The organism is Ruminococcus flavefaciens, from assembly GCF_900143025.1.
GTDB lineage: Bacteria > Bacillota > Clostridia > Oscillospirales > Ruminococcaceae > Ruminococcus > Ruminococcus flavefaciens_I.
Genome location: NZ_FRCT01000014.1, coordinates 46896 through 67846 on the forward strand (window position 1 = coordinate 46896; position 20951 = coordinate 67846).

18 protein-coding genes are annotated in these 20951 nt (G+C 43.7%); 8 read left to right on the forward strand and 10 right to left on the reverse strand.

Annotation, left to right across the window (positions count from 1 at the left end):
- Nucleotides 1–124: 124 nt before the first annotated feature.
- The 8 genes from BUB28_RS13030 to BUB28_RS13065 all read right to left on the reverse strand — a co-directional run bounded on the left by BUB28_RS13030 (nt 125) and on the right by BUB28_RS13065 (nt 12194).
- Nucleotides 125–817, reverse strand: coding sequence for a helix-turn-helix domain-containing protein (locus BUB28_RS13030; RefSeq protein ID WP_072951981.1), 693 nt, complete (start codon nt 815–817; stop codon nt 125–127).
- Between the two features lie 36 nt (nt 818–853).
- Nucleotides 854–1939, reverse strand: a complete 1086-nt coding sequence (locus tag BUB28_RS13035; protein WP_072951982.1) for a GntR family transcriptional regulator — start codon at nt 1937–1939, stop codon at nt 854–856.
- A gap of 289 nt (nt 1940–2228) precedes the next feature.
- The gene (locus tag BUB28_RS13040; RefSeq protein ID WP_072951983.1) at nt 2229–5000 is read right to left on the reverse strand and encodes an ABC transporter permease; all 2772 of its coding nucleotides are present in this window, start codon (nt 4998–5000) and stop codon (nt 2229–2231) included.
- 12 nt (nt 5001–5012) lie between these two features.
- Nucleotides 5013–5729, reverse strand: coding sequence for an ABC transporter ATP-binding protein (locus tag BUB28_RS13045; RefSeq protein WP_072951984.1), 717 nt, complete (start codon nt 5727–5729; stop codon nt 5013–5015).
- 288 nt (nt 5730–6017) lie between these two features.
- The gene (locus tag BUB28_RS13050; protein ID WP_072951985.1) at nt 6018–8546 is read right to left on the reverse strand and encodes a YfhO family protein; all 2529 of its coding nucleotides are present in this window, start codon (nt 8544–8546) and stop codon (nt 6018–6020) included.
- Nucleotides 8543–9262, reverse strand: coding sequence for a PIG-L family deacetylase (locus tag BUB28_RS13055; RefSeq protein ID WP_081373521.1), 720 nt, complete (start codon nt 9260–9262; stop codon nt 8543–8545). Before BUB28_RS13055 ends, BUB28_RS13050 begins: the two co-directional genes overlap by 4 nt.
- Nucleotides 9263–9446: 184 nt before the next feature.
- Nucleotides 9447–11111: a carbohydrate binding domain-containing protein gene (locus BUB28_RS13060; protein WP_072951986.1), complete on the reverse strand. Its 1665-nt coding sequence runs from the start codon at nt 11109–11111 to the stop codon at nt 9447–9449.
- 780 nt (nt 11112–11891) lie between these two features.
- Nucleotides 11892–12194 (reverse strand): rhodanese-like domain-containing protein, encoded by a 303-nt coding sequence (locus BUB28_RS13065; protein ID WP_072951987.1) that lies wholly within the window; start codon nt 12192–12194, stop codon nt 11892–11894.
- 25 nt (nt 12195–12219) lie between these two features.
- Between BUB28_RS13065 and BUB28_RS13070 the strand changes: the two genes are divergently transcribed.
- Nucleotides 12220–13026, forward strand: coding sequence for a HesA/MoeB/ThiF family protein (locus BUB28_RS13070; RefSeq protein ID WP_072951988.1), 807 nt, complete (start codon nt 12220–12222; stop codon nt 13024–13026).
- Here BUB28_RS13070 and BUB28_RS13075 read toward each other — a convergent pair.
- Nucleotides 13015–13773, reverse strand: a complete 759-nt coding sequence (locus BUB28_RS13075; RefSeq protein WP_072951989.1) for a tRNA threonylcarbamoyladenosine dehydratase — start codon at nt 13771–13773, stop codon at nt 13015–13017. The genes BUB28_RS13070 and BUB28_RS13075 overlap by 12 nt on opposite strands.
- Nucleotides 13774–14066: 293 nt before the next feature.
- On the opposite strand from BUB28_RS13075, the gene BUB28_RS13080 reads away from it, so the two are divergent.
- Genes BUB28_RS13080 through BUB28_RS13105 form a run of 6 tightly spaced genes read left to right on the forward strand, consistent with a single transcriptional unit; the run spans nt 14067 to nt 18308 of the window.
- Nucleotides 14067–14312, forward strand: coding sequence for an ACT domain-containing protein (locus BUB28_RS13080; protein ID WP_072951990.1), 246 nt, complete (start codon nt 14067–14069; stop codon nt 14310–14312).
- 10 nt (nt 14313–14322) lie between these two features.
- A complete protein-coding gene (locus tag BUB28_RS13085) occupies nt 14323–15705 on the forward strand; it encodes a glutamate-cysteine ligase family protein (protein ID WP_072951991.1) in 1383 nt (460 codons plus the stop codon).
- A 13-nt stretch (nt 15706–15718) separates the two neighbouring features.
- Complete coding sequence (locus BUB28_RS13090; protein WP_072951992.1) at nt 15719–16867, forward strand: glutathione synthase; 1149 nt, start codon at nt 15719–15721, stop codon at nt 16865–16867.
- Between the two features lie 28 nt (nt 16868–16895).
- Nucleotides 16896–17654, forward strand: a complete 759-nt coding sequence (locus BUB28_RS13095; protein WP_072951993.1) for a class II glutamine amidotransferase — start codon at nt 16896–16898, stop codon at nt 17652–17654.
- Between the two features lie 8 nt (nt 17655–17662).
- Nucleotides 17663–18112 (forward strand): YunG family protein, encoded by a 450-nt coding sequence (locus BUB28_RS13100; protein WP_072951994.1) that lies wholly within the window; start codon nt 17663–17665, stop codon nt 18110–18112.
- On the forward strand, nt 18099–18308 hold the full coding sequence (locus tag BUB28_RS13105; protein ID WP_072951995.1) for a hypothetical protein: 210 nt from the start codon (nt 18099–18101) through the stop codon (nt 18306–18308). Before BUB28_RS13100 ends, BUB28_RS13105 begins: the two co-directional genes overlap by 14 nt.
- A gap of 49 nt (nt 18309–18357) precedes the next feature.
- Here BUB28_RS13105 and BUB28_RS13110 read toward each other — a convergent pair whose 3' ends face one another.
- Nucleotides 18358–18822 carry an 8-oxo-dGTP diphosphatase gene (locus tag BUB28_RS13110; protein WP_072951996.1) on the reverse strand — a complete coding sequence of 155 codons (465 nt, stop codon included), beginning with the start codon at nt 18820–18822 and terminating at the stop codon, nt 18358–18360.
- 176 nt (nt 18823–18998) lie between these two features.
- Here BUB28_RS13110 and recQ point away from each other — a divergent pair, with 176 nt between their 5' ends.
- On the forward strand, nt 18999–20840 hold the full coding sequence (recQ, locus tag BUB28_RS13115; protein WP_072951997.1) for a DNA helicase RecQ: 1842 nt from the start codon (nt 18999–19001) through the stop codon (nt 20838–20840).
- The last annotated feature ends 111 nt before the right edge of the window (nt 20841–20951 follow it).

A 20951-nucleotide genomic window follows, 5' to 3' on the forward strand; every position in this document is an offset into this window, starting at 1 on the left:
TTATGTTATTAACGTCCTCGCCGTTAACTTGTATTTACATTATAACCAATTTGTACATACATCGCTACCGAAAATCTTACACAAAATGTTTATTATATTTTGAATATTATTACCAGTATAGATTTTACGGACAAATATTAGCGTTGTTCTGAAATTGCCTTGGTGTCTGACCTGTGTATTTCTTGAATATCTGGCTGAAATACCGGTAATCCTTGAAGCCTACATCATATGCCACCTCATACACCATTTTCGAGGTACAGCATAACAACTCCCGTGCATGAGCTATTCTTGAAAGTGCAAGATATTCAAACAAATTCTGACCGTACACCTTCTTGAACTGTGTACTCAGATATGAGGGGCTGAGTCCGACTGCATCGGCTACTACGATGAGGGAAAGCTCGTCGTTCATGTAGTTCTTGTCAATATAATCCTTTGCCTTGGCAACGATACTGCTGCTGCTACCTTTTGCCGATTCTATGCGCCATTTTATACATTCACGGATAAGCGTATGCAGAAATTTAACTGTATCATCAACGGTCATAAGCTCGTTTCCGATCTCGTCCGCTGTGCCGAAAGCATCGTAGAATTTTTCGGTGCTAACGCCTATCTTACGAGAAAAGGCATAGGCTGTAACGTAGATCTCCATACATATGTACAGTCTGAGCATAAGAGACTCAATGTACGAAAAGTCCACGTCATTCAGCAGCATATCCAGCATATCATCGCAGTTTTCGAGGCTTCCGCTCTGTAGCAGTTCCTCTGCTTTCTTTATGTCGATGCGTTTCACATCGTTGATTTTCTCCATATTTTTCTTCATAATAATACCCCACAAACTAATTTAAAACTTCCGAATTCAAATACTTTTTACAGATTCACGCAGCCTTAACTCAGGCTTGAAAATAATGTCGCTGTTATCCATAGGATAGGAATTTATCATGTCAATGAGCTTTTCCGCAGCTGCTTCTCCGAGCTTTCGCTGCGGGTGAACAACAGTAGTCAGCGGTACATCGCAGATCGATGCAAATTTTGAATCATCTATGCCTATTACGGACAGATCATCGGGAATACTGATGTTATGTTCCTTGCAGAATTGCAGCAGCTTTATGGCTATGTTGTCATTGTAGCAGACAAATGCCGTAGATTCGCTTATAAGCTCCAGCAGCCTTGTGCAGCCTGATGTAAATACAGAGTTTTTGTCGGAGGTCGCAAACCACATTACATTGTCCTCTGCATTTCTGATACCGTGGGCAATACAACTTTTGGTGAAGCCACTATATCTCTTGTGCCCCTGTATATCGTCAAGTGCAAATATTCCCGCTATTTTTCGGTGTCCGCAGTCGAATACACGGTCTGTCGCTATCCTGCCCGCCGCTTCATCATCAAGGGATACGCAAGGGTACTCTGACCAGGGATACTTTGCATTGAAGAATACAACGGGGATATTCTTGACTCTCAGCTCCTCATACAGATCCATATTCGGATTCGGAAGGGCACTTTTTGACGGCTCTACAATAAGTCCCTGAACTCCTCCCGAGATCATGCTCTGCAAAGCCTGCCGCTCCTCTGCTCCCCTGTTATGAGTTATAGCCAGCTGCATGGAAAATCCCGAATCATTGAGCACACTTTCGATACCTGTAACGATGCTCGGGAAAATGTAATCGTTGAAATACGTTGATATAACGCCGATATTCCTTATCTGTCCCGCAGCAGATACGGACTTTGTGCAGCCCGATGCCACGAAAGCTCCGCTGCCTCTCACACGGCAGATGATGTTTTCTTTTTCAAGGCAGCTCAATGCCTGTCTGACTGTCTGTCGGCTGACACCGTGTATCTCGCAGAGCTCCTTTTCTGTCAGAAAGCGGTCTTTCGGCTTTAAATTCCTTGCGCTTATAAAGTTTTTTGTCCACTCAACTATAGTCATATATTTATAATCTTCCATAACTACCTCCAAAACCGATAATACATCGGATTTTTCTTCATCATAACATATTATTCATATTTTGTAAATACAACTTACAGCAACGCCTCGAAATTTGTATGCACATACAAAATAATCTTCTGTTCTTTGTGCAACAACACAATAATTATTCGTGTTTCAACAATACAATTTCCCCTCATTTGCTAAAGTTGTATTGTTTGCATACCAATTGATCTGTATTTCTCATATGCTTTTCATAATAAAAAAACAGGCTCCTGTATCAATGCTACAGAAGCCTGGTCGTGATATTTTATTCTGCATTTTTCAGTGCAAGCACCTTAGGTATCTTGCGTATGCGAATGAAATCGATAATTGTTATGATGATATATGCTGCGAATACCATTACGAATTCCTTTACATAGCCTGAGAAAGGCATTATGAATTCAAACCAGCCGCTCATGCTCATAAGCATTAGTTTCCAGAATAACGCCATAAGCTTATAGCCAATATATATGGTGATAAACTCGGAAATGAACACCACTATGGCTGTAGGTATGAGGTACAGTGACGCTATCTCATTATCGTCATAGCCCAGTATCTTCGTCATGGAAATTGCACGCTCATTCTTTTCTATGATTATTTTTGTCAGCAGGTAGAGTATTATTGCTGCAACTATAACGCATACATACTGGAAATACACCATGTACGAGCCCATCGAGTGGTCAAGCTGACGCGCTATCTTCAGCATATCGTCTTCCGTCAGTTCATTTGCGATGTATTCCTCGTCAATATCTGTTATTTTTGAATTGCTTATATATCCGCTGAAATAATCTTCGTCCTTGTCAAAGATCTTATTAAAGTTCTCATTTGACACGAACACCGTAATTCCCGCTGTATAGTCATATATATCATATACCTTCCAGCTGTATTCCTTGTGCTCGTATTTCTCCGACAGCACTATTGTATCGCCTTTTTTTACGTTGTATTTATCGGCATATGCCTTCGAGATGTATACAGTGTTCTCGTCAGCATTATTGCAATAATCCTTTGCAAGCTTAATATATCTGCTGTTTTCGACAATTCCGCAGACCATTACCTCTTCGTTGTATGTTTTGTCTTTTCTTTCCAGTGATGTCATAGAAAAACGTTCTGCATCCGGGTTGTCTGTAGTTATGATATTTCCGTCCTCGTCCTCTGTTGTGCTGAGTATTATCTGCTCCTTAGCAAACATGGAATCGCCCATATTGTCCTGATAATAGGAAAGTGTCTCAGGCATTCCCACAGCCATTGAGAGCAGCAGCATTACAAAGGTTATACCCACGAAAAGCATAAGGTAATTCGGGATATTCTGTAAGAAAACACGCATACGGAAGCGTCCGAAGAATTTCCATTTCGGAAGGCGTATAGCCTTTTTGCGCTTGCTGCGTTTAAGGTCATGTCTCAGGAAGCGAAGCGGTGAAAGCTTCAATGTCCTTATGATAACAACAAGATTTATGATAAGCATAAGAACTATCGGCACTATCGTTGTCTTTACAAAAGCCTCGGGAGTCCATATAGTCTTGTACGTAGGGAGACTGTAGCTGTTATAGTACATATCAACTATAACATCCTTGAATAAGGTGTAGCCAAGAACGTTTCCGATTATTGATGCAATAATGACAACTATCAGCGGTGCGCTCATATAATAGCGCAGCAGCTCTCCCTTTGTATAACCCGATGCACGGAGAGTTCCGATAACCGAAGCCTCTTTTTCAAGGGTCGTGCTTATAGTGACTGCAAATATGAATGCAAGCACAGCTGTAAGTATGTACAGGAGCACTCCGCCCATCGCCTTATCCTTGCCGAGGTCATTTTCTGCAAATGACATTGCCTGATTTGCATATGCAGGAACGTAGTCCTTTATTTCAAGATCTTCCTCATCAGAAGCTGCGACCTGTGTTATAAGCGACTTGAGGAAATGATCCGACATCTCCTTTTCCTCATATTCATCAGCAGGCGCTTTGTTATATTTGTATGCATAATTTGCTCGTGTATTGCTGCGTATACGATCAAATCCTGCGTCTGTTGTCATAGCGATATCAAATGTCATGGAGTCAAACATTGTATCGGTGTTGCTCTCGTACAATGCTGAATAATCAACAAATGCCGCAAGTCCTACCACATCAAACTCCGCATTGCCAACACTTAATCTGTCGCCGACCTTTATCTTAGCATTATCAGCGTGCATACGGTCAATGATGATCTCGTTCTCGTTTTCGGGAGCTCTGCCCTTTATTATGTCGTACAGATCAACGTCCTTGCGCTGATCGTAAACTCTGACAGTCGAAGTCGTACCGCCTGATGCTTTCTTCTGCTCTACGTCCTTATAGAACAGCTCGTAAACGGTTACGGGTACGGGATCGAATTTTTCATCAAGACCGTAACGCTCTGAAAGCTCGCTGTACTTTTCGTCGATCTTCTTGTCTATCTCTTCATGTGCTTTTTCACGAGCTTCATCAAGAGCCTTTTCGTAATCCTCAGACTCCTTCGCCTGTTTAACAGCGTCATTATATGCCTTGTCGTAATTCTCGGACATAGCAGCTTCGAGAGCCGACTCAACTGCGGACTGTCTCGCCTCCGAGGTGATATCCTGTCCCATTTTCCTTGCAGCTTCAAGCTGTTCATCGACTGCCTTTTCCACCTGCTCTGTGATAGCTGCACGCACACTGTCGGCAACTTGTTCTTCCATTGCTTCGTCAACAGCCTTCTGTACCTCTTCCTCAGCCTCGGAATACGCACGCTCACGGTATACCGTCACTACATCTGCAAGCTCACCTGTAGCAATGGCGGAAAGAGTTGCCTCATCAGCCTTCTCCGAAAGCTGAAAATGTCCGCTTTCTCGTTTAAGCAGATCAACATTCTTGCCAAGTGTGTCCAGCATACTGTTATTGGCTACATACATACCCGAAACGAAGCCTATCGTTGCAATGAGCATAAGCATTATCATAAAATAACGCTTGCGGTCACGCCAAATGTCCTTCCATACGCGCTTTACCATAGGGTCACGCGGACGTTTGCCGAATGATATACTCTTTTTCTCCATGTCCTCGCCCCCTTACCATTCAAGGTCGGCAGCAGCAGTCTTTTCGGTATTTACTATATCGTGCCTTATCTTACCGTCACGGAGCTTGATGACATGGTCAGCCATTTCCTTTATGGCTTCATTATGAGTTACCATTATTATAGTGTTGCCGTATTTCTGATTGACCTCCTCTATGAGCTGCAATATCTCCTTAGATGTGGTATAATCAAGAGCTCCCGTAGGCTCATCGCAAAGAAGTATATCAGGATTTTTTACTATAGCACGTCCGATAGATACTCTCTGCTGCTGACCTCCCGAAAGCTGATTAGGCAGCTTGTAACGGTGCTCGTACAGTCCGAGTATCTTCAGAAGCTCGTCGATATCCAGCGGCTTATCGGAAAGATATGCGCCTGTTTCGATGTTTTCCTTTACGTTTAAGTTAGGGATAAGATTGTACATCTGGAAAACATAGCCGAGATGCTTTCTTCTGTACCTTGTAAGTCCTTTCTCGTCCATGTCCTCCAGCTTGTCGCCGTCTATGACTATCTCGCCGGAATCAGCACTGTCTATGCCGCCGAGTATATTCAGCAGCGTGGATTTTCCCGAGCCTGACGGTCCGAGAAGAACACAGAACTCTCCTTTTCCGACAGTAAAATCAAGTCCCTTCAATACGTCCTGCTTTGTGTCACCGCTGCCAAAGCTCTTTTTCAGTCCGCTGACTGAAAGGAATTTCTTTTCTTTTTCGCTCATGGTGTTATTCCCCCTATATCAATGATTTCCGATACCCATTTCTCGAATAAGTTCAGATGAACATATGAGTGTCTATTCATATGTTAGCACATAATCATAGATGTGTCAAGTGCTTTTTTATCATTTCGTCAGTTTCGATATTATCAACAATCATAGTTTATCTCATTAAGTTAGTCTATACAAATATTATATATTTAACAAATTCAAATACATGAAAATTCCCCGCATTTGCGGGGAATCATATTTATCAGCTATATTCACTCAGGCGGATAATATCCGTTCTGCGGTTCAGTTTTTTCTTTTCCTTCGGTTCAAAATATCGCTTCCGCAGCATATTGCGAGCAGAATGATGCCGAACGCTGAAACTGCCTTTCCTGTATTGAGAAGTGGGGCTTTGAAGCTTATCTCCACCTTATGAGATGAGCTTTTAACAGGGAAACCCAGAAATGCAGTATTGACCTTTATGGGCTCGACTTCAGCGCCGTCGACCAGTACCTTAAATCCTTCATTCATAACAAAGCTTGTAGCAGCTATCCCGTCACAGCCGGAAGAAATACTGCCCGATATCCTGTCACCGCAGGTCGCGGACATATCGGCTTTGAAAGATGTAAGTCCGTCAGCCGACGCAGCTAAACCTTCTGTCTCAAGGGTATATGCTTCAATATCTGATATCCTGACATCTTCGCCTGTGACAGTGATGTCAAGCTCGTCACTCATATCGGAAATAACATACTCAAAAAGATTGTTGCCGTTCTTGTATTTCCATTCAGGGTTACAGAGTGTGTTCTTTATGCCGTTTATGGTTATGCGAACATCGCCTTTTATCTCCCAGTTGTAATTGCCGCTTTTTTCGGGATCGGCAACATGAAATCGCAGGAGAAGTATCTTTCCGTAAACTTCTTCAGGCAGCGGATAACTGAATTCCACTTCGCCTTCGTTTACACCGATGACCTTTTCGCCGTTTCGTTCCTCAGATGTAATACTGTCAAAAATATCGCTCAGGTCAGCCGTTTCAAAATCGGAGCTGAGCTTTGTATCGGGTATATCCTGCGGAACTATGGTATAATTCATCAGCGCCATGATATTATGAGGATATTTCAGCGTTCTGTACTGCCGCTCGCTCATAAGTGAACTGCGGATATACACCATAGGAAAGGCGTTTTTGTTCTCGTAAAGGTAATATCCATCCTCGGACTTTATAAGCTCTAATCCGTAAAACGAAACAGGCTGATTTGTTATGCAGAAACGGTTGCCCATGAACGAATTGAAAAATGTGTTTTTTGTACGTACAGTAAGGGCAGAATTGCGGTACTCGTTCTCGTTGTACATCTCATTGAAGTAAAAGCCGTTGTAATCACGGGAATGAAGTGACGAATAAATGGTATCACTGTAATGATGCGGAGAATAGACTTTATTTACTGTATAAAGTCTCCTTGTATCGATTGCAGTACGGTAAATATCATCGTCAGGCAATTCAGAGAAAAGCTTGTATACAGCCCCGGAATTTGCTATATCATAGCCCTCTCTTGAAGTCAGCTTATCATAATTGTTTGCAAATATACAGACCGCCATAGGTACAGCAAAGGCAAGCACACAAAATACGCTCTTGCGTGTTCTTATGTAAATATATATGACAGCCGATACCACAACAGCATCTGCAAGATATGCGCCAAGCATTGGACTCATGCCGCTTATCAAAAATGATATCAAAGAAAAGACCACAAAGGCTGTCAGTGCCTTCCAGCTTCTGAATTTCGGCAGTCCTTCCAGCATATCCGCAGTCAGGGTAAGTGCCAGTGGAAGGAACGGGAACAGCACTTTAGGATCTGTATACAGAGTACCGTTGAGCAGGTAGAGCGTTACAGGAAAAATCGGGAATGAAAGTATCAGTGCCGCAGCAAATCTCTGGTGCCTTTTCCCCTTGAACAAGAAATAAAACACCGCCAGTACACCGAAGCCCGAAAGTCCCATTGCCGAATTGTAGTATGTAAGCTTATCAAGTCTCAGTGTGGGGAGCAATTCCTTTAACGGCACCCCATTCGCTGAAGGGTCTCTGTCCTTGATAAGCAGATATGCCGTGGGAAGTACAAGCACTGCCGCCGAGATCAAACCTGCAATAATACAGAATGAAAACGGTATGAGCCTTTTGAAAACAGGCTTTCCCTCTTTTTCAAGTATGAGCCATATGCCGTATGCCACAACAGCGGCTGCTTCTGCGGGGATAAAATAATAATTGCACATTGCCGTCAGGAACATTCCTACTGCAAGCATCCCCTTCTTTCCGCTTTGAAAAAATCTTTCGGCTCCGTGAAGGGTTATAAGCATGAAGGGCATATACGATGTGAACATTATCTGCCTGTGGGTATTCAGTATCAACGGAACAGAAAGTGCAAAAAAGGTCGTGGTAAGCAGGCTTACAGACGGTTTATGCCGCCTGCGCAGAAGCTGGTACAGCAGACATTCCGAAGCAAGTGCAGCTATCAGCGAAGCCAGCATTATATAAGTGCCCATAGAAACAAAGGGCAGCAGATATGACGGAAGTATTATGGGCGAAAGGAGCCCGTAATAGGAAAGGGAGAAAATGTTCTCACCGCCGCCTATATTGGGTGCATAAGAGGGTATAAGCTTTCCTGTATCGTAAAAAAGTGTACGGAAATACTCCGGTATCGCATAGTGCTGTGAAGCCCAGTCGGTCTGTGAGCCGTAGACCATATCAGGCGACAGAAATGCCGGTATTATCAGCATGGTCATAAAGGTGAATGCCACTACTGCATAGATATCACAGCGGAAATTCAGCTTATCGGATTTTTCTCTCATTTGCTGTACTCCTTCCAGTTCTCAAACGGGAACATATGAGCAAGCTTTTTCATAGTACGCTCCTGAGAAGTATATATGCCGCAGAGCTCACGCTTCTTCTGCATGATTTCCTCAGGTATCACAGAAGTTCCTGCCTTTTCTATGTCCGAAGCCTTATAGTAATCGCCGAAGAAATACAGCTTATCCGCGCTGTCAGTCTCATTGAACGCCTGAACAGTGATAGCATTGGTCATTTTATGGTGGATATGTCCGTATTCGCCCTTAGGATTGTGGGTAACTGCAAAATCCCAGTGCTTAGCTGACATGACGAGGCTGATATCGGACTCTATAGCTTCTTTACAATCAGACCAGTCATCACGCATGAAAAATATCTTGTCGGGATAATCAAGTATCAGCGGAGTATTTCCCGACTGCTCCACAGCCTTGCGGAATTCCCCGGCACGGCGTGTATTATATCCGTTTGTGATACACACCACAAGATAACCGCCGTCAAGCAGATGAGCTCCTCCCCATATGGTCTCATCATCGGGGTGAGCGACTATCATAAGCTTTGAAGCGTTACTGAGGTCTGTATGGCTGAGCTGCTCCACAGTTAAAGGGGCAGGACAGCTTTTTTCACGCTTTATGCATATTGCTCCGCTGACTGACGAGAATACACAGAAGCATATTATCAGAAATATTAGGCATTTTATTTTTGAATTATTCTTTTTTTCCATTTAATTGATTCCCATTTATCATTTATTGAGCGAAAATGTCTGAGCATCAAAAAAGCCCGATAAATCGGGCTTTTTCATTTTGTCTTTATCACAGCAGCTCACTGCTGTTATTGTGTCTTTTCCGCGCTTATCGCCTGTATTATACCACTATCGGGCAATTATGTCAAGCTTTTTGCGCTTTATACTATGCCTTGAATATAAATCTGATGAAATTATACATCAGCGGTATAACTGTACTGCTGTCGTGTCCGCCGCCCGGTACGGAGATATAGATATTCTCTGTGCCGTGCTGTGTGAACAGGTCGCTGTACTGTTTCGGGAAATCGTTTACCATGCCGTCGCTGGTTCCGCCTGCTATCATAAGCAGATACGGAGAATAAGGCGGATCTATCCTGAGATCGTCCTTGCTCATTACACCGGGGTGGGTCATGAACTGATCCTTTGTCGGGAAGATACCGGGCGCAGGTGCTCCGCCGCCGATATATCCTACCTTGTCACAGCACTTCATACCGATATAAAGCGACTCTCTGCCACCCATAGAGAAGCCTGCAACGGCTGTATTTTCACGTCCTGTCTTTACAGGATAATGTTCTTCGATGTATGGCATAAGGCTGTCGGGGAGATCCTCAACAAAATTATCGTAACCAGGAACATCTGCCTGACCATTGCCTGTCTGCTTTTCATGCTGGGGGTCTGTGTACTGGTTGGTGAAAACGATTATCATTGGCTCTGCTTCACCGCTCTTTATGAGGTTGGTGGCTATCTCGCGCACTCCCATACCGTTCATCATGGTGAATTCATCGCCGCCGTATCCGTGGTTCACATAGAATACAGGATATTTTTTACTGCTGTCATATCCGGGCGGGAGCCATACATTTGCACCCTTATTGCGGTTCGCTTTTTTGGAGAAATAGGTGATATGCTCAACCTTGCCTTCCGCATTTTTCAGTACATTTGAAGGCACGTTGACTGTTATCTTATCGCGTATGCTTGACATATACTCCCCTGCGCTTACAGTAGTTGTAGTAACGGGAGCTGTAGTCGTAGTTGTAGTTGTTGTGACTACAGGCTTCGGAAGCTCCTTTGCCTGTCCGAGAATGAACTTTGAAAGCAGTACCAGATCATTGACCGCAAAACTACCGTCACCGTCAACATCTGCCGCAGTCATGCTGACGCTTAAAGCTGAACCTGTGGTATAGGAAATAAGAGCCTTTCTTGCTGAAACAAGATCAAATGAGTCGATCACCTCATCGCCGTTAAAATCGCCCTGTATAGCTTCAGCAGGCGTTTCTGCGCCTGTCTGAGCACCTGCCTTTGCAATTATCACCTCATCAACGCTGAAATCATCTGTGCCTGTTTCAGTCTCAACATAGAGAATATATCCTGAACCCTCGGGGAGTTTATAGTTTTTATTTACAAGCTGTACGTAATCACCTGAGGACTTGCCGTCGGCAATATGATCGTACACCGTTTTTCCGGAAGCGTCCTTATACTGGAGCGAAAGCATCATGTTGCCCGAGCCCGAAACTGCTGCACTGAAGCTGTACTCCTCCCCTGCCCTGAATACAGAGTCATCGAGAGTTTTCTGTGCGCCGTGCCATGAACTGCCTCTGTCGGAAACCGTAAGTGCCTTGCTGCCTGCATAGGCTGTACCACCCGTAATGACAGAAGCTCCGCCTCTGCCTTCCCAGTCATCTGTACCGCTCTCAAATGTATCATGGCAATAGTAATCATCTGCGGCATTTACATCAAGCTTATATGTAAATGTATTCGTCGGCATTGCCAAATAAGCAGAAAATGCCATTGTTCCCGCCATAACTCCTGCAAGCATCGTCTTTATCCTGTTCATAGTCGCTTCCTCCTTTAATGTCAAAATCTTTCCTTATAAATAACGAGATCGCTTATTTATATAATATACCATACGAGCTTATCGGTAAACTCATTTTTTACTGTTTTGGTGGATAAAAAGGTGGATTTTTTATTATTTGACCTGTTTAAATGCGAACTCATGCACAAAGAAAACGTATAGATAAACAGAGCATAAAAAGATTTTCTGCCTTTATTATACTACTTCCAAACCATTATAGAAACCCGAGATCTTCATTTTTTCCGTTAACAGTACGATATAATAAAAAAATATCCGCCCGTACCAATTGAGAGTACGGACGGATATATTTCTTATTTCTCGGTATCAGCTGTGATATTGTCTTTTGATTCTGTTTCGGGATAAAACACCAATTTCCCTGTTTCTGTACTAATGAAATACATATCATTTTCAAACAGCTTTCTCAGCAAGCTAATGGAACTCTTTATCATCTTAACCAACACCTTTTTATATTTCTTATGACAAATAGTATTTAGGAGGTTTTTATGCAGTTTACTTCAACATCGTCCCGTACTGCACATTCGGTCTGTCCCCCTGACGATAGAGCGGAGCATACCAAGCATACAGGATATTCTGTTTTTCATTTTAACCACTCCTTTCGTTTGATGTGACTTTAGTATATCACACAGAAAGGAACTTGTCCAATGCTAAAAATCCATTGCAGATTATAGAAAAAAGCTATATCTGCCGCCCTTGAAATACTGATGTGCATATGATATACTTATTAAACAGGTAGGAATTGACTTACAGCTTTGTGCTTGCAAGACTTACAATATATGCGGCATGACCGCCCTCGATATTGTAAACGTCATATCCGCGGTCTTCAAGTATCTCGGCTACTTCTTCGCTGAGATCGCCTGTTCTGCACAGGACGTAGACAGGCTTGTCTTTCGGGAGCTTTGAAAGTCCCGCAGAAATCTCGTCAAAGGGCACATTTACCGCGCCCTTTATACCGCTTCTTTCAAATTCTTCGCGGCTTCTTATGTCAAGAAGAAGCACTTTTTCCGTATCAAGTGCGGTGATCTCTGCTGCATTTATACTTTTCATATCAATTTCCTTTCAGGAGGCAAAAATGGCTTTAACAGACGAACAGCTCGAACGCTATTCGAGACATATCACATTAAAAGAAATAGGCGTGAGAGGACAGAAAAAGCTTCTCGCCGCAAAGGTGCTCATCATAGGCGCAGGCGGTCTCGGCGCTCCTACCGCAATGTACCTCGCAGCCGCAGGTGTGGGAACTATCGGCATCGCCGACTGCGACAATGTGGAGCTTTCAAACCTGCAAAGGCAGATAATACATACCACCAATGATGTGGGCAAATCTAAAGTGCAGTCCGCAGCCGAAGCTATAAAAGCTTTAAATCCCGATGTTACGGTAAAAAACTACCACGAATATGTAAACAGCAAGAATATCGCAAATATGATAGCCGATTATGATTTTATTATCGACGGTGCGGACAACTTTCCAACAAAGTTTCTCATAAATGATGCCTGTGTTCTCGGACACAAGCCCTTTTGTCACGCAGGGATACTACGATTTGAGGGGCAGCTTATGACATACGTCCCCGATAAAAGTCCCTGTTATCGCTGTATTTTTGAAGCTCCGCCGCCGAAAGACGCAGTACCCAGCTGCCGCGAAGCAGGAGTCATAGGCGCAATGGCAGGTATCATAGGTTCCATGCAGGCTCTTGAAGCTGTGAAATACATCACAGGTCAGGGAGAACTGCTGACAGGAAGTATGCTCATATTTGACGGACTTAAAATGGAATGGCGCAAGATAAAGCTGCCGAAAAGAGTACCTACCTGTCCGATATGCGGCGATAATCCGACAATAACCGAAGTTTTTGACGAGGAACAGCAGACTTGCTCACTTGGATGAAGTCAGATCCTTTACTATCTCCCCTGCTATGAGCAGTCCTGCCACCGCAGGAACAAATGCTGTACTTCCGGGGATATCGCGGCGTTCAGTGCATTTATGCTGTGCCCCAGGAGGGCATATGCAGTGAGTGCGGCAACTGATAGACATATCCTCGATAGGTCTTATGGGCTGCTCGTCCGAGTAAACGACTTTGAGCCTTTTTACTCCCCGCTTTCTGAGCTCATGGCGCATGACACGGGCAAGCGGACAGACCTGTGTATCATAGATATCCGCTATTTTCAGCCTTCCTGCGTCTATTTTATTGCCTGCTCCCATTGCGCTTATTATCGGTACTCCGAGACTCTGTGAGCGCATTATCAGTTCCAGCTTTGCGGTTACGGTATCAACTGCGTCAACAACGTAATCATATTCATCAAACAAAAAATCATCGGCGTTTTCGGGCAGAAAAAAGCACTTGTGTATACGGATATCCGCATCGGGATTTATCTCCTGCATTCGCTCTGCCATGACCTCAGCCTTGTATTTGCCCACAGTTTTTCTTGTGGCAAGTATCTGGCGGTTAAGATTGGTAAGGCACACCTTATCGTCGTCGATAAGTTCAAAATGTCCCACACCGCTGCGTACCAGAGCTTCGCATACGTATCCGCCTACACCGCCGATACCAAATACCGCCACTCTCGACTCAGAGAGCTTTTTTATTGCTTCTTCACCGTAAAGAAGCTGTGTTCTCGAAAACTGATTCAACATTTGTCTCACCCGATATCATAGTATTTTTATAGTTATAATATGATTATATAACCGCTTAGAGTAAATGTCAATAACCAATTCATAGAAAACATATTGACAAAGTATGCTAATTATAGTATAATATAACATAGTAAAACAGTATGTATTGACGGAGGTGTTTGTTATGCAGGGACATATGTGTAAAATGAATATTTGCATAACGAGCCCCGCGCTTTCTGTATCATAGGCTTTTTCTGCCTGTAAGCAACAGTCTGCCGCGGTGGCAGACTATTTTTATTTGCAGGAGGAATAATATGAAAAGGATCGAAGTAATATCACTTGACAGAATAGGTCTGGTAGGCGAAATATCCAATGTCATCAGACGGCTGAACGGCAACATTATAACTCATACAGCTAATGTAGTGACAGATGAAAAGAATACCCTCGTTTCACATTTTACCGCAGATATCCACTTTGAGACTGCTTCCGAAGATGAAGCTGTTTCACGCAGGCTCCGCAGGATAAAAAATGTGCGTCAGGTAAGAATTACAGATATTTGAGGTGATAGCTATGAATGAAAACATTAGAAAAGCAATATACGATAAATACATAGCTCCTACCAAAAAAGAGCGCCCAGACTATATCGGAGTTGAGATTGAAATGCCAGTCGTGAACCTAAGCGGACAGCCTGTTGATGAGGCTGTGTCCATTGAGACTGCCGAAAGCTTTATCAGACACTTCGGCTTCATTGAAGCAGGCAGGGGCGCAGACGGCAATATAACCTCTGCAAAGCATGAACCAACCGGCGATATACTGTCATTTGACTGCTGCTATTCCAATCTTGAATTATCCTTTGGCAAAGCGGCAGATCTATTTGAAATCAAGTCACGTTTTGAGAAATACTGCCGTTTTCTCAATGCTGAATTCTCAAAGCACGGCTATACTCTCACAGGTATGGGCGTTAATCCAAATGCGGATATAAACCACAACCAGCCTATACAGAACGAACGCTACCGTATGCTTTACCACTATCTGCACTCCTATCCGCTGCATAAAAATGAAGTTGCGATGCGTTTCCATGAACGCCCCGATTTCGGTACATTCACCAGTGCCTCACAGGTGCAGCTCGATGTGAGATACGACGAGCTTACAGATGTTATCAACGTTTTCGGACTTCTTGAACCATATAAGGCTCTGCTGTTTGCAAATTCCTATCTGCCCGATTATCCCGACTTTCTCTGCGTGAGAAATATGCTGTGGGAGCACAGTATGCAGGGCTATAATCCCCATAATGTGGGAATGTTCGGCAAGAAGGTCTCCAGTATAGACGAGCTTATCGACTACATAGGTACACAGTCCATTTACTGCACTATGCGCGACGGAAAATATATTGATTTTACACCTCTGACTTTAGATGAATTCTTCTCCCGTAAAGCTGTTGAGGGAGAATATTTTGACGGGGAAAAGTATCAGAAAATAACTTTTGCTCCCGATATAAGCGATCTTGAATATCTCCGCACATTCAAATTTGAGGATCTGACATTCAGAGGTACTATCGAATACAGGAGCTCATGCTGTCAGCCGCTTTCCGAGTCTCTGACAGTTGCGGCATTCCACACGGGTCTGAAGGAAAAGCTGTACGAGCTGAAAGAGATACTTGAAAACGATAATGTCATCTACTCCCACGGCTTTAATGCATTAGAGCTTCAGAAGCTGCTGTCGAAGCGCAGCCAGCCCTATTTCATTGACGAAAACAGCATAGAAAAGCAGCTTATCCGTATTCTTGACCTTTCGGCAGAGGGACTGAAACAGCGTGATCTGGGGGAGGAAATACTGCTTGCTCCTCTGTATGAAAGAGCGCAAGGACATACCAATCCAGCCAGAACTATGCTTGAAGGGATCAAAAAATGTATCCCCATGATAAACTACATTAAGCAGTATGCTGCTATCTGAAAAGGTGATAAATATGACCACAAACAAATATTACTACAGCGGAAAGTTCGGCATTGAACGCGAAACTCTACGCGTGGACAGTCAGTGCAGACTTGCACGGACTCCCCACCCTTTCGGCAATGACGAGCATATCACCCGTGATTTCTGCGAGAACCAGATAGAGCTTGTAACGCCTGTCTGTCACAGTGTTGACGAGGCTGTTAAAGTACTTGCCGAGCTTGATAAAAGGACCCGTGAGGAGCTTGCTAAAAACGGCGAGAGCATATGGCTGTACAGCAATCCTCCCCACTTCGACAGCGAGGACGATATTCCTATTGCAGACTTTATCGGCGACCATTCCTCGAAGCGGGCTTACCGTGAAGTTTTACAGCAGAAATACGGCAAAAAGCTTATGCTTTTCTCGGGAATACACTTCAATTTTTCGTTTGCAGAGGAATTCCTACGCGAACTGAATACAAATAACGAGGACTTCCATACATTCCGCAACGAGCTGTATCTCAGGCTTTACAAGCAGCTTATGGTGCATAGCTGGCTGCTTGTACTGCTTACGGCGGCAAGTCCTTACTATGACGCTTCACTTGACAAGGACGGAAAAAGCGGTATAATTATGAGTGAGTATTCGTCCCTGAGAAACAGCAGACGCGGCTACTGGAACAAATTCCTGCCAATACTCGACCACAGGAGCTTAAAGACGTTCGCAGGCAGTATCAAGAAGCATATCGTGACAGGTTCGCTGTATTCCGTAAGCGAGCTGTATCTGCCTATACGCCTTAAACCAAAGGGCGTGAACAGTTTCGAAAATCTTGCTGCAAACGGTGTTGACCATATCGAACTGAGAATGTTTGACCTTAATCCGTCCGCACCTCTCGGTATCGACAGCAGAGACCTTGAATTTGCACATCTGCTCATACTGTATCTGCTATCGCAGCCTGATTTTGATCTCACTCCTGAGTTGCAGGAAAAGGCGGTCCGCGATCATCAAAATGCAGCGCTTCTTGAACCCGATACAAAGCTTTTGGAGCATGGAACAGAAGTTATTGAGAGCATGGAAAAGCATTTCTCGGAAAACGAAAAAGCTATTGAAATAATTGCATTTGAAAAAGAAAAAATACTCGTCAGAAATCATTTCAAATCCTCGATCGTTTCAGCTTCTGCAAAGTAATTACGAATTATACAAGGCGGTGACATAAATGTGCGAGCTTCTCGGCTTCACTTCAGAAATAAACACGGATATATCTGACTATCTCAGAGCCTTTTTTACTCACAGCGAAAACAACCCTCACGGCTGGGGAATGATGTACGAAAACGGCGGCAGGATCATTCTGAAAGAGCCTGTATGTGCCAACGAAAGCAGCTTTCTCGGTGATATGATAGACAGCTTTGCTCCGCAGAAAAACCTCCTCGCACATATAAGATTTGCCACTGTCGGCTCAATAAACGAAAATAACTGCCACCCTTTCACGGACACTGATATATCCGGCAGAGAGTGGACTCTTATCCACAACGGAACTATATTCAACGGCAGACATAATCACCGATATTCTGCCGCGCAGCATGGCGATACGGACTCCGAGCGCTTTTTCCTTTCACTTCTTGATGCTATGAACGAGCATATCTCACGAGCTGTTCCCAATGAGCGTGAACGCTTTGAGATAGTCAATAACTTCATAGTCGAAAACGCTCCGCGCAACAAGCTTAATTTGATGATATACGACGGAGATATGCTCTATGTACACAAAAATCTGAAAAACACACTTTGCTTCAAGCGGCTTGAAAACGGCATTATCTTTGCTACAAAGCCCCTTGACAACGGTGTTTGGATACCGTTCCCAATGGCACAGGTCATCGCCTATAAGCACGGTCATGAGGTCTACAGAGGCGACCGCCACAAAGGCACTTTTGTTCCGCCGCTTGAGTATATCACGGCGATGGACGCAATGTATATATGAGGTGAATTATGAGCTATAATTTCTACGGCTGGGAAACAGCTTTGGTACCTGCCATAAATAACGACTTCAAGGGCATAGATACGCCCCGTAAGTTATATGACGCACTTACGGAAATATGGTGCGAATACACCTGTGCTCCACGACTTCGCACTAAATGGAGCAAAGATAATTTAACTCTGGGGCAGTGCTCCATAACCGCTTTTTTAGCGCAGGATATCTTCGGTGGAAAGGTTTACGGCGTTCTCCGTCCTGCAGGTAATTATCACTGCTACAATGTTGTGGGAGATGTAGTCTTTGACCTGACAAGCGAACAGTTCGGCAGTGAAAAGCTTGACTATACCAACAATCCCGAGCAATTCAGAGAAAGCCACTTCTCAAAAGCAGAAAAACGCGAGAGATATGAGTATCTCAAAGCAAAACTGAAAGAATTTACGGAGCAGAGATATGAGCGAAAATGAACTCAGAAAAGCTGTTATTTCCGATGATGAACTATACTTCACCCATAACGGCAGAGATTACCTTTTATACGGCTGGAACCAGTGCGACGGCTATGTCCTGAGCCTTGAATGTGAGGGTGAGCTTGTATGGCAGTCACCACCTATGCTGAAATCAGCCTGTGCAGATGAATTTATAAGGTATTATTCCGAGCTTTGACTTATATTCACATAAAACATACAACTGCAACAATAAAGGAGAGCTGCTTTTATCCAAGCAGCTCTCCTTTATATTCTCCGTTTTGTATTTTGAAGAAAAACTCACTGAAATCGTTTGTTTCAAATATTTGCATAAGCTCGCGCATATTCCATATCAGATTTGCTTTGTCGATGTCAGCTCTGTCGAGCCAGAAAACTCTGCCCTCCTCGGAGCTTTTCAGCTCGCCTTCAAACTGATCCGTTTTGTACAGCAAAACGATATAGCGTGTACCGTCCTCAAGTATCCAATCCTTGAAGCCGCAGGGCTGAGGATTATGTATCGTAAGTCCTGTTTCTTCCTTCATCTCGCGGATAACCGAGTCCAGCAGCGACTCGTCACTCTCTACATGACCGCCCGGAAATACCAGACCGCCCTTATACTTGTCCTTTAATCCTTGTTTTTGCTGAACAAGAACACGTTTTTCATCATATATCAGACACATATTTGTCAGTTCGATTTTTGAAGATCTGTCCATTATTATAACTCCTGCCTTTGCGTTTTTCTTTCTTAATTATATATCATACCCGATAAAAAAACAAGACCGCATTTCTCACAGTTTCACAAAGCTCATTTTACTTACGGTATCCTTGCTTTTTTAAGCTATCAATGCTATAATAATATAAAATCCTCGTTATAAGGAGCAGAACGTGAATGGACAAGCTTTCAGTACTAAAAGGATACTTCGGTCATAAAAGCTTCCGCAGCGGACAGGAAGAGCTTATCGACCATATTCTCGGCGGCAGCGATGTTCTCGGCATTATGCCTACAGGTGCAGGCAAATCGGTGTGTTATCAGGTACCCGCAGTCATGCTTAACGGCATGACTATCGTTATATCTCCCCTCATTTCATTAATGAAGGATCAGGTCAGCGCCCTCATTTCTTCGGGAGTAAGTGCCGCCTGCATAAACAGCTCTCTTTCTCAGGAGGAATATGCCGAAACCATGTCCCGTGCCTTACGCGGTGAATTCAGGCTTATATATATCGCTCCCGAAAGGCTCGAAACTCCAGAAATAAACCGTATCGCTTCATCAGTAAAGATATCCATGATAACAATAGATGAAGCTCACTGTGTTTCGCAGTGGGGACAGGATTTCCGCCCGAGCTACCTTCGCATATCCGAATTTATCAAAAGTCTGCCACAACGTCCGATAATAAGCGCTTTCACGGCTACCGCAACTGACACGGTAAGAGAGGATATCATACAGCTTCTTGGGCTGAACGCTCCATTTACACTTGTTACAGGATTCGATCGTCCGAATCTTTATTTCTCCGTGATAAAGCCCCATAACAAGTATGCCGAGCTTCGCAGACAGCTTGACGAATTTGGCGGTAAATGCGGTATAGTCTACTGTATTTCACGACGCAATGTAGAAGAAATATGCGAGAAACTGAACTCTGACGGCTTCTCGGCAACAAGATACCATGCAGGTCTTTCCGACCTTGAACGAAGAAAAAATCAGGACGATTTCATATACGACCGTAAACGTATCATGGTCGCTACAAACGCTTTCGGCATGGGTATAGACAAATCAGATGTGGCTTTTGTTATCCACTACAATATGCCCAAGAACATTGAAAGCTACTATCAGGAAGCGGGTCGTGCCGGCAGAGACGGAAGTCCTGCACAGTGTATTCTTTTATATGGTCCGATGGATGTACGAACCAATAATTTTATGATCGAGAAAAGCCGTGAAGACAATACCGAGCTCTCAGAAGATGAAAAGGATATCATGCTTGAACGTGACAGACAGCGCCTTAAAGAGATGACCTTCTACGCGACCTCCACCGACTGTCTAAGGCAGTTCATGCTCGGATATTTCGGCGAAAAAGCTCCTTCCTACTGCGGTAACTGCTCTTGCTGTGTAAACGGATTTGAGGAGGTCGATATAACTGTCGACGCACAAAAAATCATTTCGTGCGTATTCAGAGTAAAACAAAAAGGCAGATATTTCGGAAAAAGCATGATAGTTGATATACTAAAAGGCAGCCGAAATGAAAGACTCGCCGCCTTAGACTTCGACAAGCTCTCAACCTACGGTATAATGCAGGATACTTCTGCAAAACGCATAAGAGCGGAGCTTGAGTATCTCATCGAAAAAGGCTATCTGTACAGCAGCGACGACGATTATCCTGTAGTTGAGCTTACTGCATTGTCGGCAAAAATACTGAAGGAGCATATCAGCGTCAGCATGAAGCTTCCGAAGGAAGAAAAGCCCAAGGACAAAAAACAGCACAGCAGCGAAACAAATATCGACAATACCCTCTTTGAGAAGCTCAGAAAGCTTCGCGGCGAGCTTGCAGCAGAAGCAAATGTTCCTGCGTATATAGTTTTCTCCGATGCAGCCCTGAGAGATATGTGCAGGATACTCCCAACCAATGAGGAGGATTTCCTGAAGGTCTCAGGAGTAGGCAAAATAAAAGCCGAAAGATACGGAAAAGTTTTCTGCGAGCTTATAAAAGAACATAACAGCTCAGACAGCATAGATCCATGAATATTCCTATTTGATAAAAGCTCCCGTTCTTTCGGGAGTTTTTCAGTTCAGAACATATTATTGCACGGATATATTCAAAAACAGGATTTTCTATTGACAAACGGCAAATTA

What these genes read in the sequence shown, in the direction of transcription:
- BUB28_RS13030 (WP_072951981.1), bottom strand. Translation starts at nt 817, where the DNA reads ATGAAGAAAAATATGGAGAAAATCAACGATGTGAAACGCATCGACATA.
- BUB28_RS13035 (WP_072951982.1), bottom strand. Translation starts at nt 1,939, where the DNA reads ATGGAAGATTATAAATATATGACTATAGTTGAGTGGACAAAAAACTTT.
- BUB28_RS13040 (WP_072951983.1), bottom strand. Translation starts at nt 5,000, where the DNA reads ATGGAGAAAAAGAGTATATCATTCGGCAAACGTCCGCGTGACCCTATG.
- BUB28_RS13045 (WP_072951984.1), bottom strand. Translation starts at nt 5,729, where the DNA reads ATGAGCGAAAAAGAAAAGAAATTCCTTTCAGTCAGCGGACTGAAAAAG.
- BUB28_RS13050 (WP_072951985.1), bottom strand. Translation starts at nt 8,546, where the DNA reads ATGAGAGAAAAATCCGATAAGCTGAATTTCCGCTGTGATATCTATGCA.
- BUB28_RS13055 (WP_081373521.1), bottom strand. Translation starts at nt 9,262, where the DNA reads ATGGAAAAAAAGAATAATTCAAAAATAAAATGCCTAATATTTCTGATA.
- BUB28_RS13060 (WP_072951986.1), bottom strand. Translation starts at nt 11,111, where the DNA reads ATGAACAGGATAAAGACGATGCTTGCAGGAGTTATGGCGGGAACAATG.
- BUB28_RS13065 (WP_072951987.1), bottom strand. Translation starts at nt 12,194, where the DNA reads ATGAAAAGTATAAATGCAGCAGAGATCACCGCACTTGATACGGAAAAA.
- BUB28_RS13070 (WP_072951988.1), top strand. Translation starts at nt 12,220, where the DNA reads ATGGCTTTAACAGACGAACAGCTCGAACGCTATTCGAGACATATCACA.
- BUB28_RS13075 (WP_072951989.1), bottom strand. Translation starts at nt 13,773, where the DNA reads ATGTTGAATCAGTTTTCGAGAACACAGCTTCTTTACGGTGAAGAAGCA.
- BUB28_RS13080 (WP_072951990.1), top strand. Translation starts at nt 14,067, where the DNA reads ATGAAAAGGATCGAAGTAATATCACTTGACAGAATAGGTCTGGTAGGC.
- BUB28_RS13085 (WP_072951991.1), top strand. Translation starts at nt 14,323, where the DNA reads ATGAATGAAAACATTAGAAAAGCAATATACGATAAATACATAGCTCCT.
- BUB28_RS13090 (WP_072951992.1), top strand. Translation starts at nt 15,719, where the DNA reads ATGACCACAAACAAATATTACTACAGCGGAAAGTTCGGCATTGAACGC.
- BUB28_RS13095 (WP_072951993.1), top strand. Translation starts at nt 16,896, where the DNA reads ATGTGCGAGCTTCTCGGCTTCACTTCAGAAATAAACACGGATATATCT.
- BUB28_RS13100 (WP_072951994.1), top strand. Translation starts at nt 17,663, where the DNA reads ATGAGCTATAATTTCTACGGCTGGGAAACAGCTTTGGTACCTGCCATA.
- BUB28_RS13105 (WP_072951995.1), top strand. Translation starts at nt 18,099, where the DNA reads ATGAGCGAAAATGAACTCAGAAAAGCTGTTATTTCCGATGATGAACTA.
- BUB28_RS13110 (WP_072951996.1), bottom strand. Translation starts at nt 18,822, where the DNA reads ATGGACAGATCTTCAAAAATCGAACTGACAAATATGTGTCTGATATAT.
- recQ (WP_072951997.1), top strand. Translation starts at nt 18,999, where the DNA reads ATGGACAAGCTTTCAGTACTAAAAGGATACTTCGGTCATAAAAGCTTC.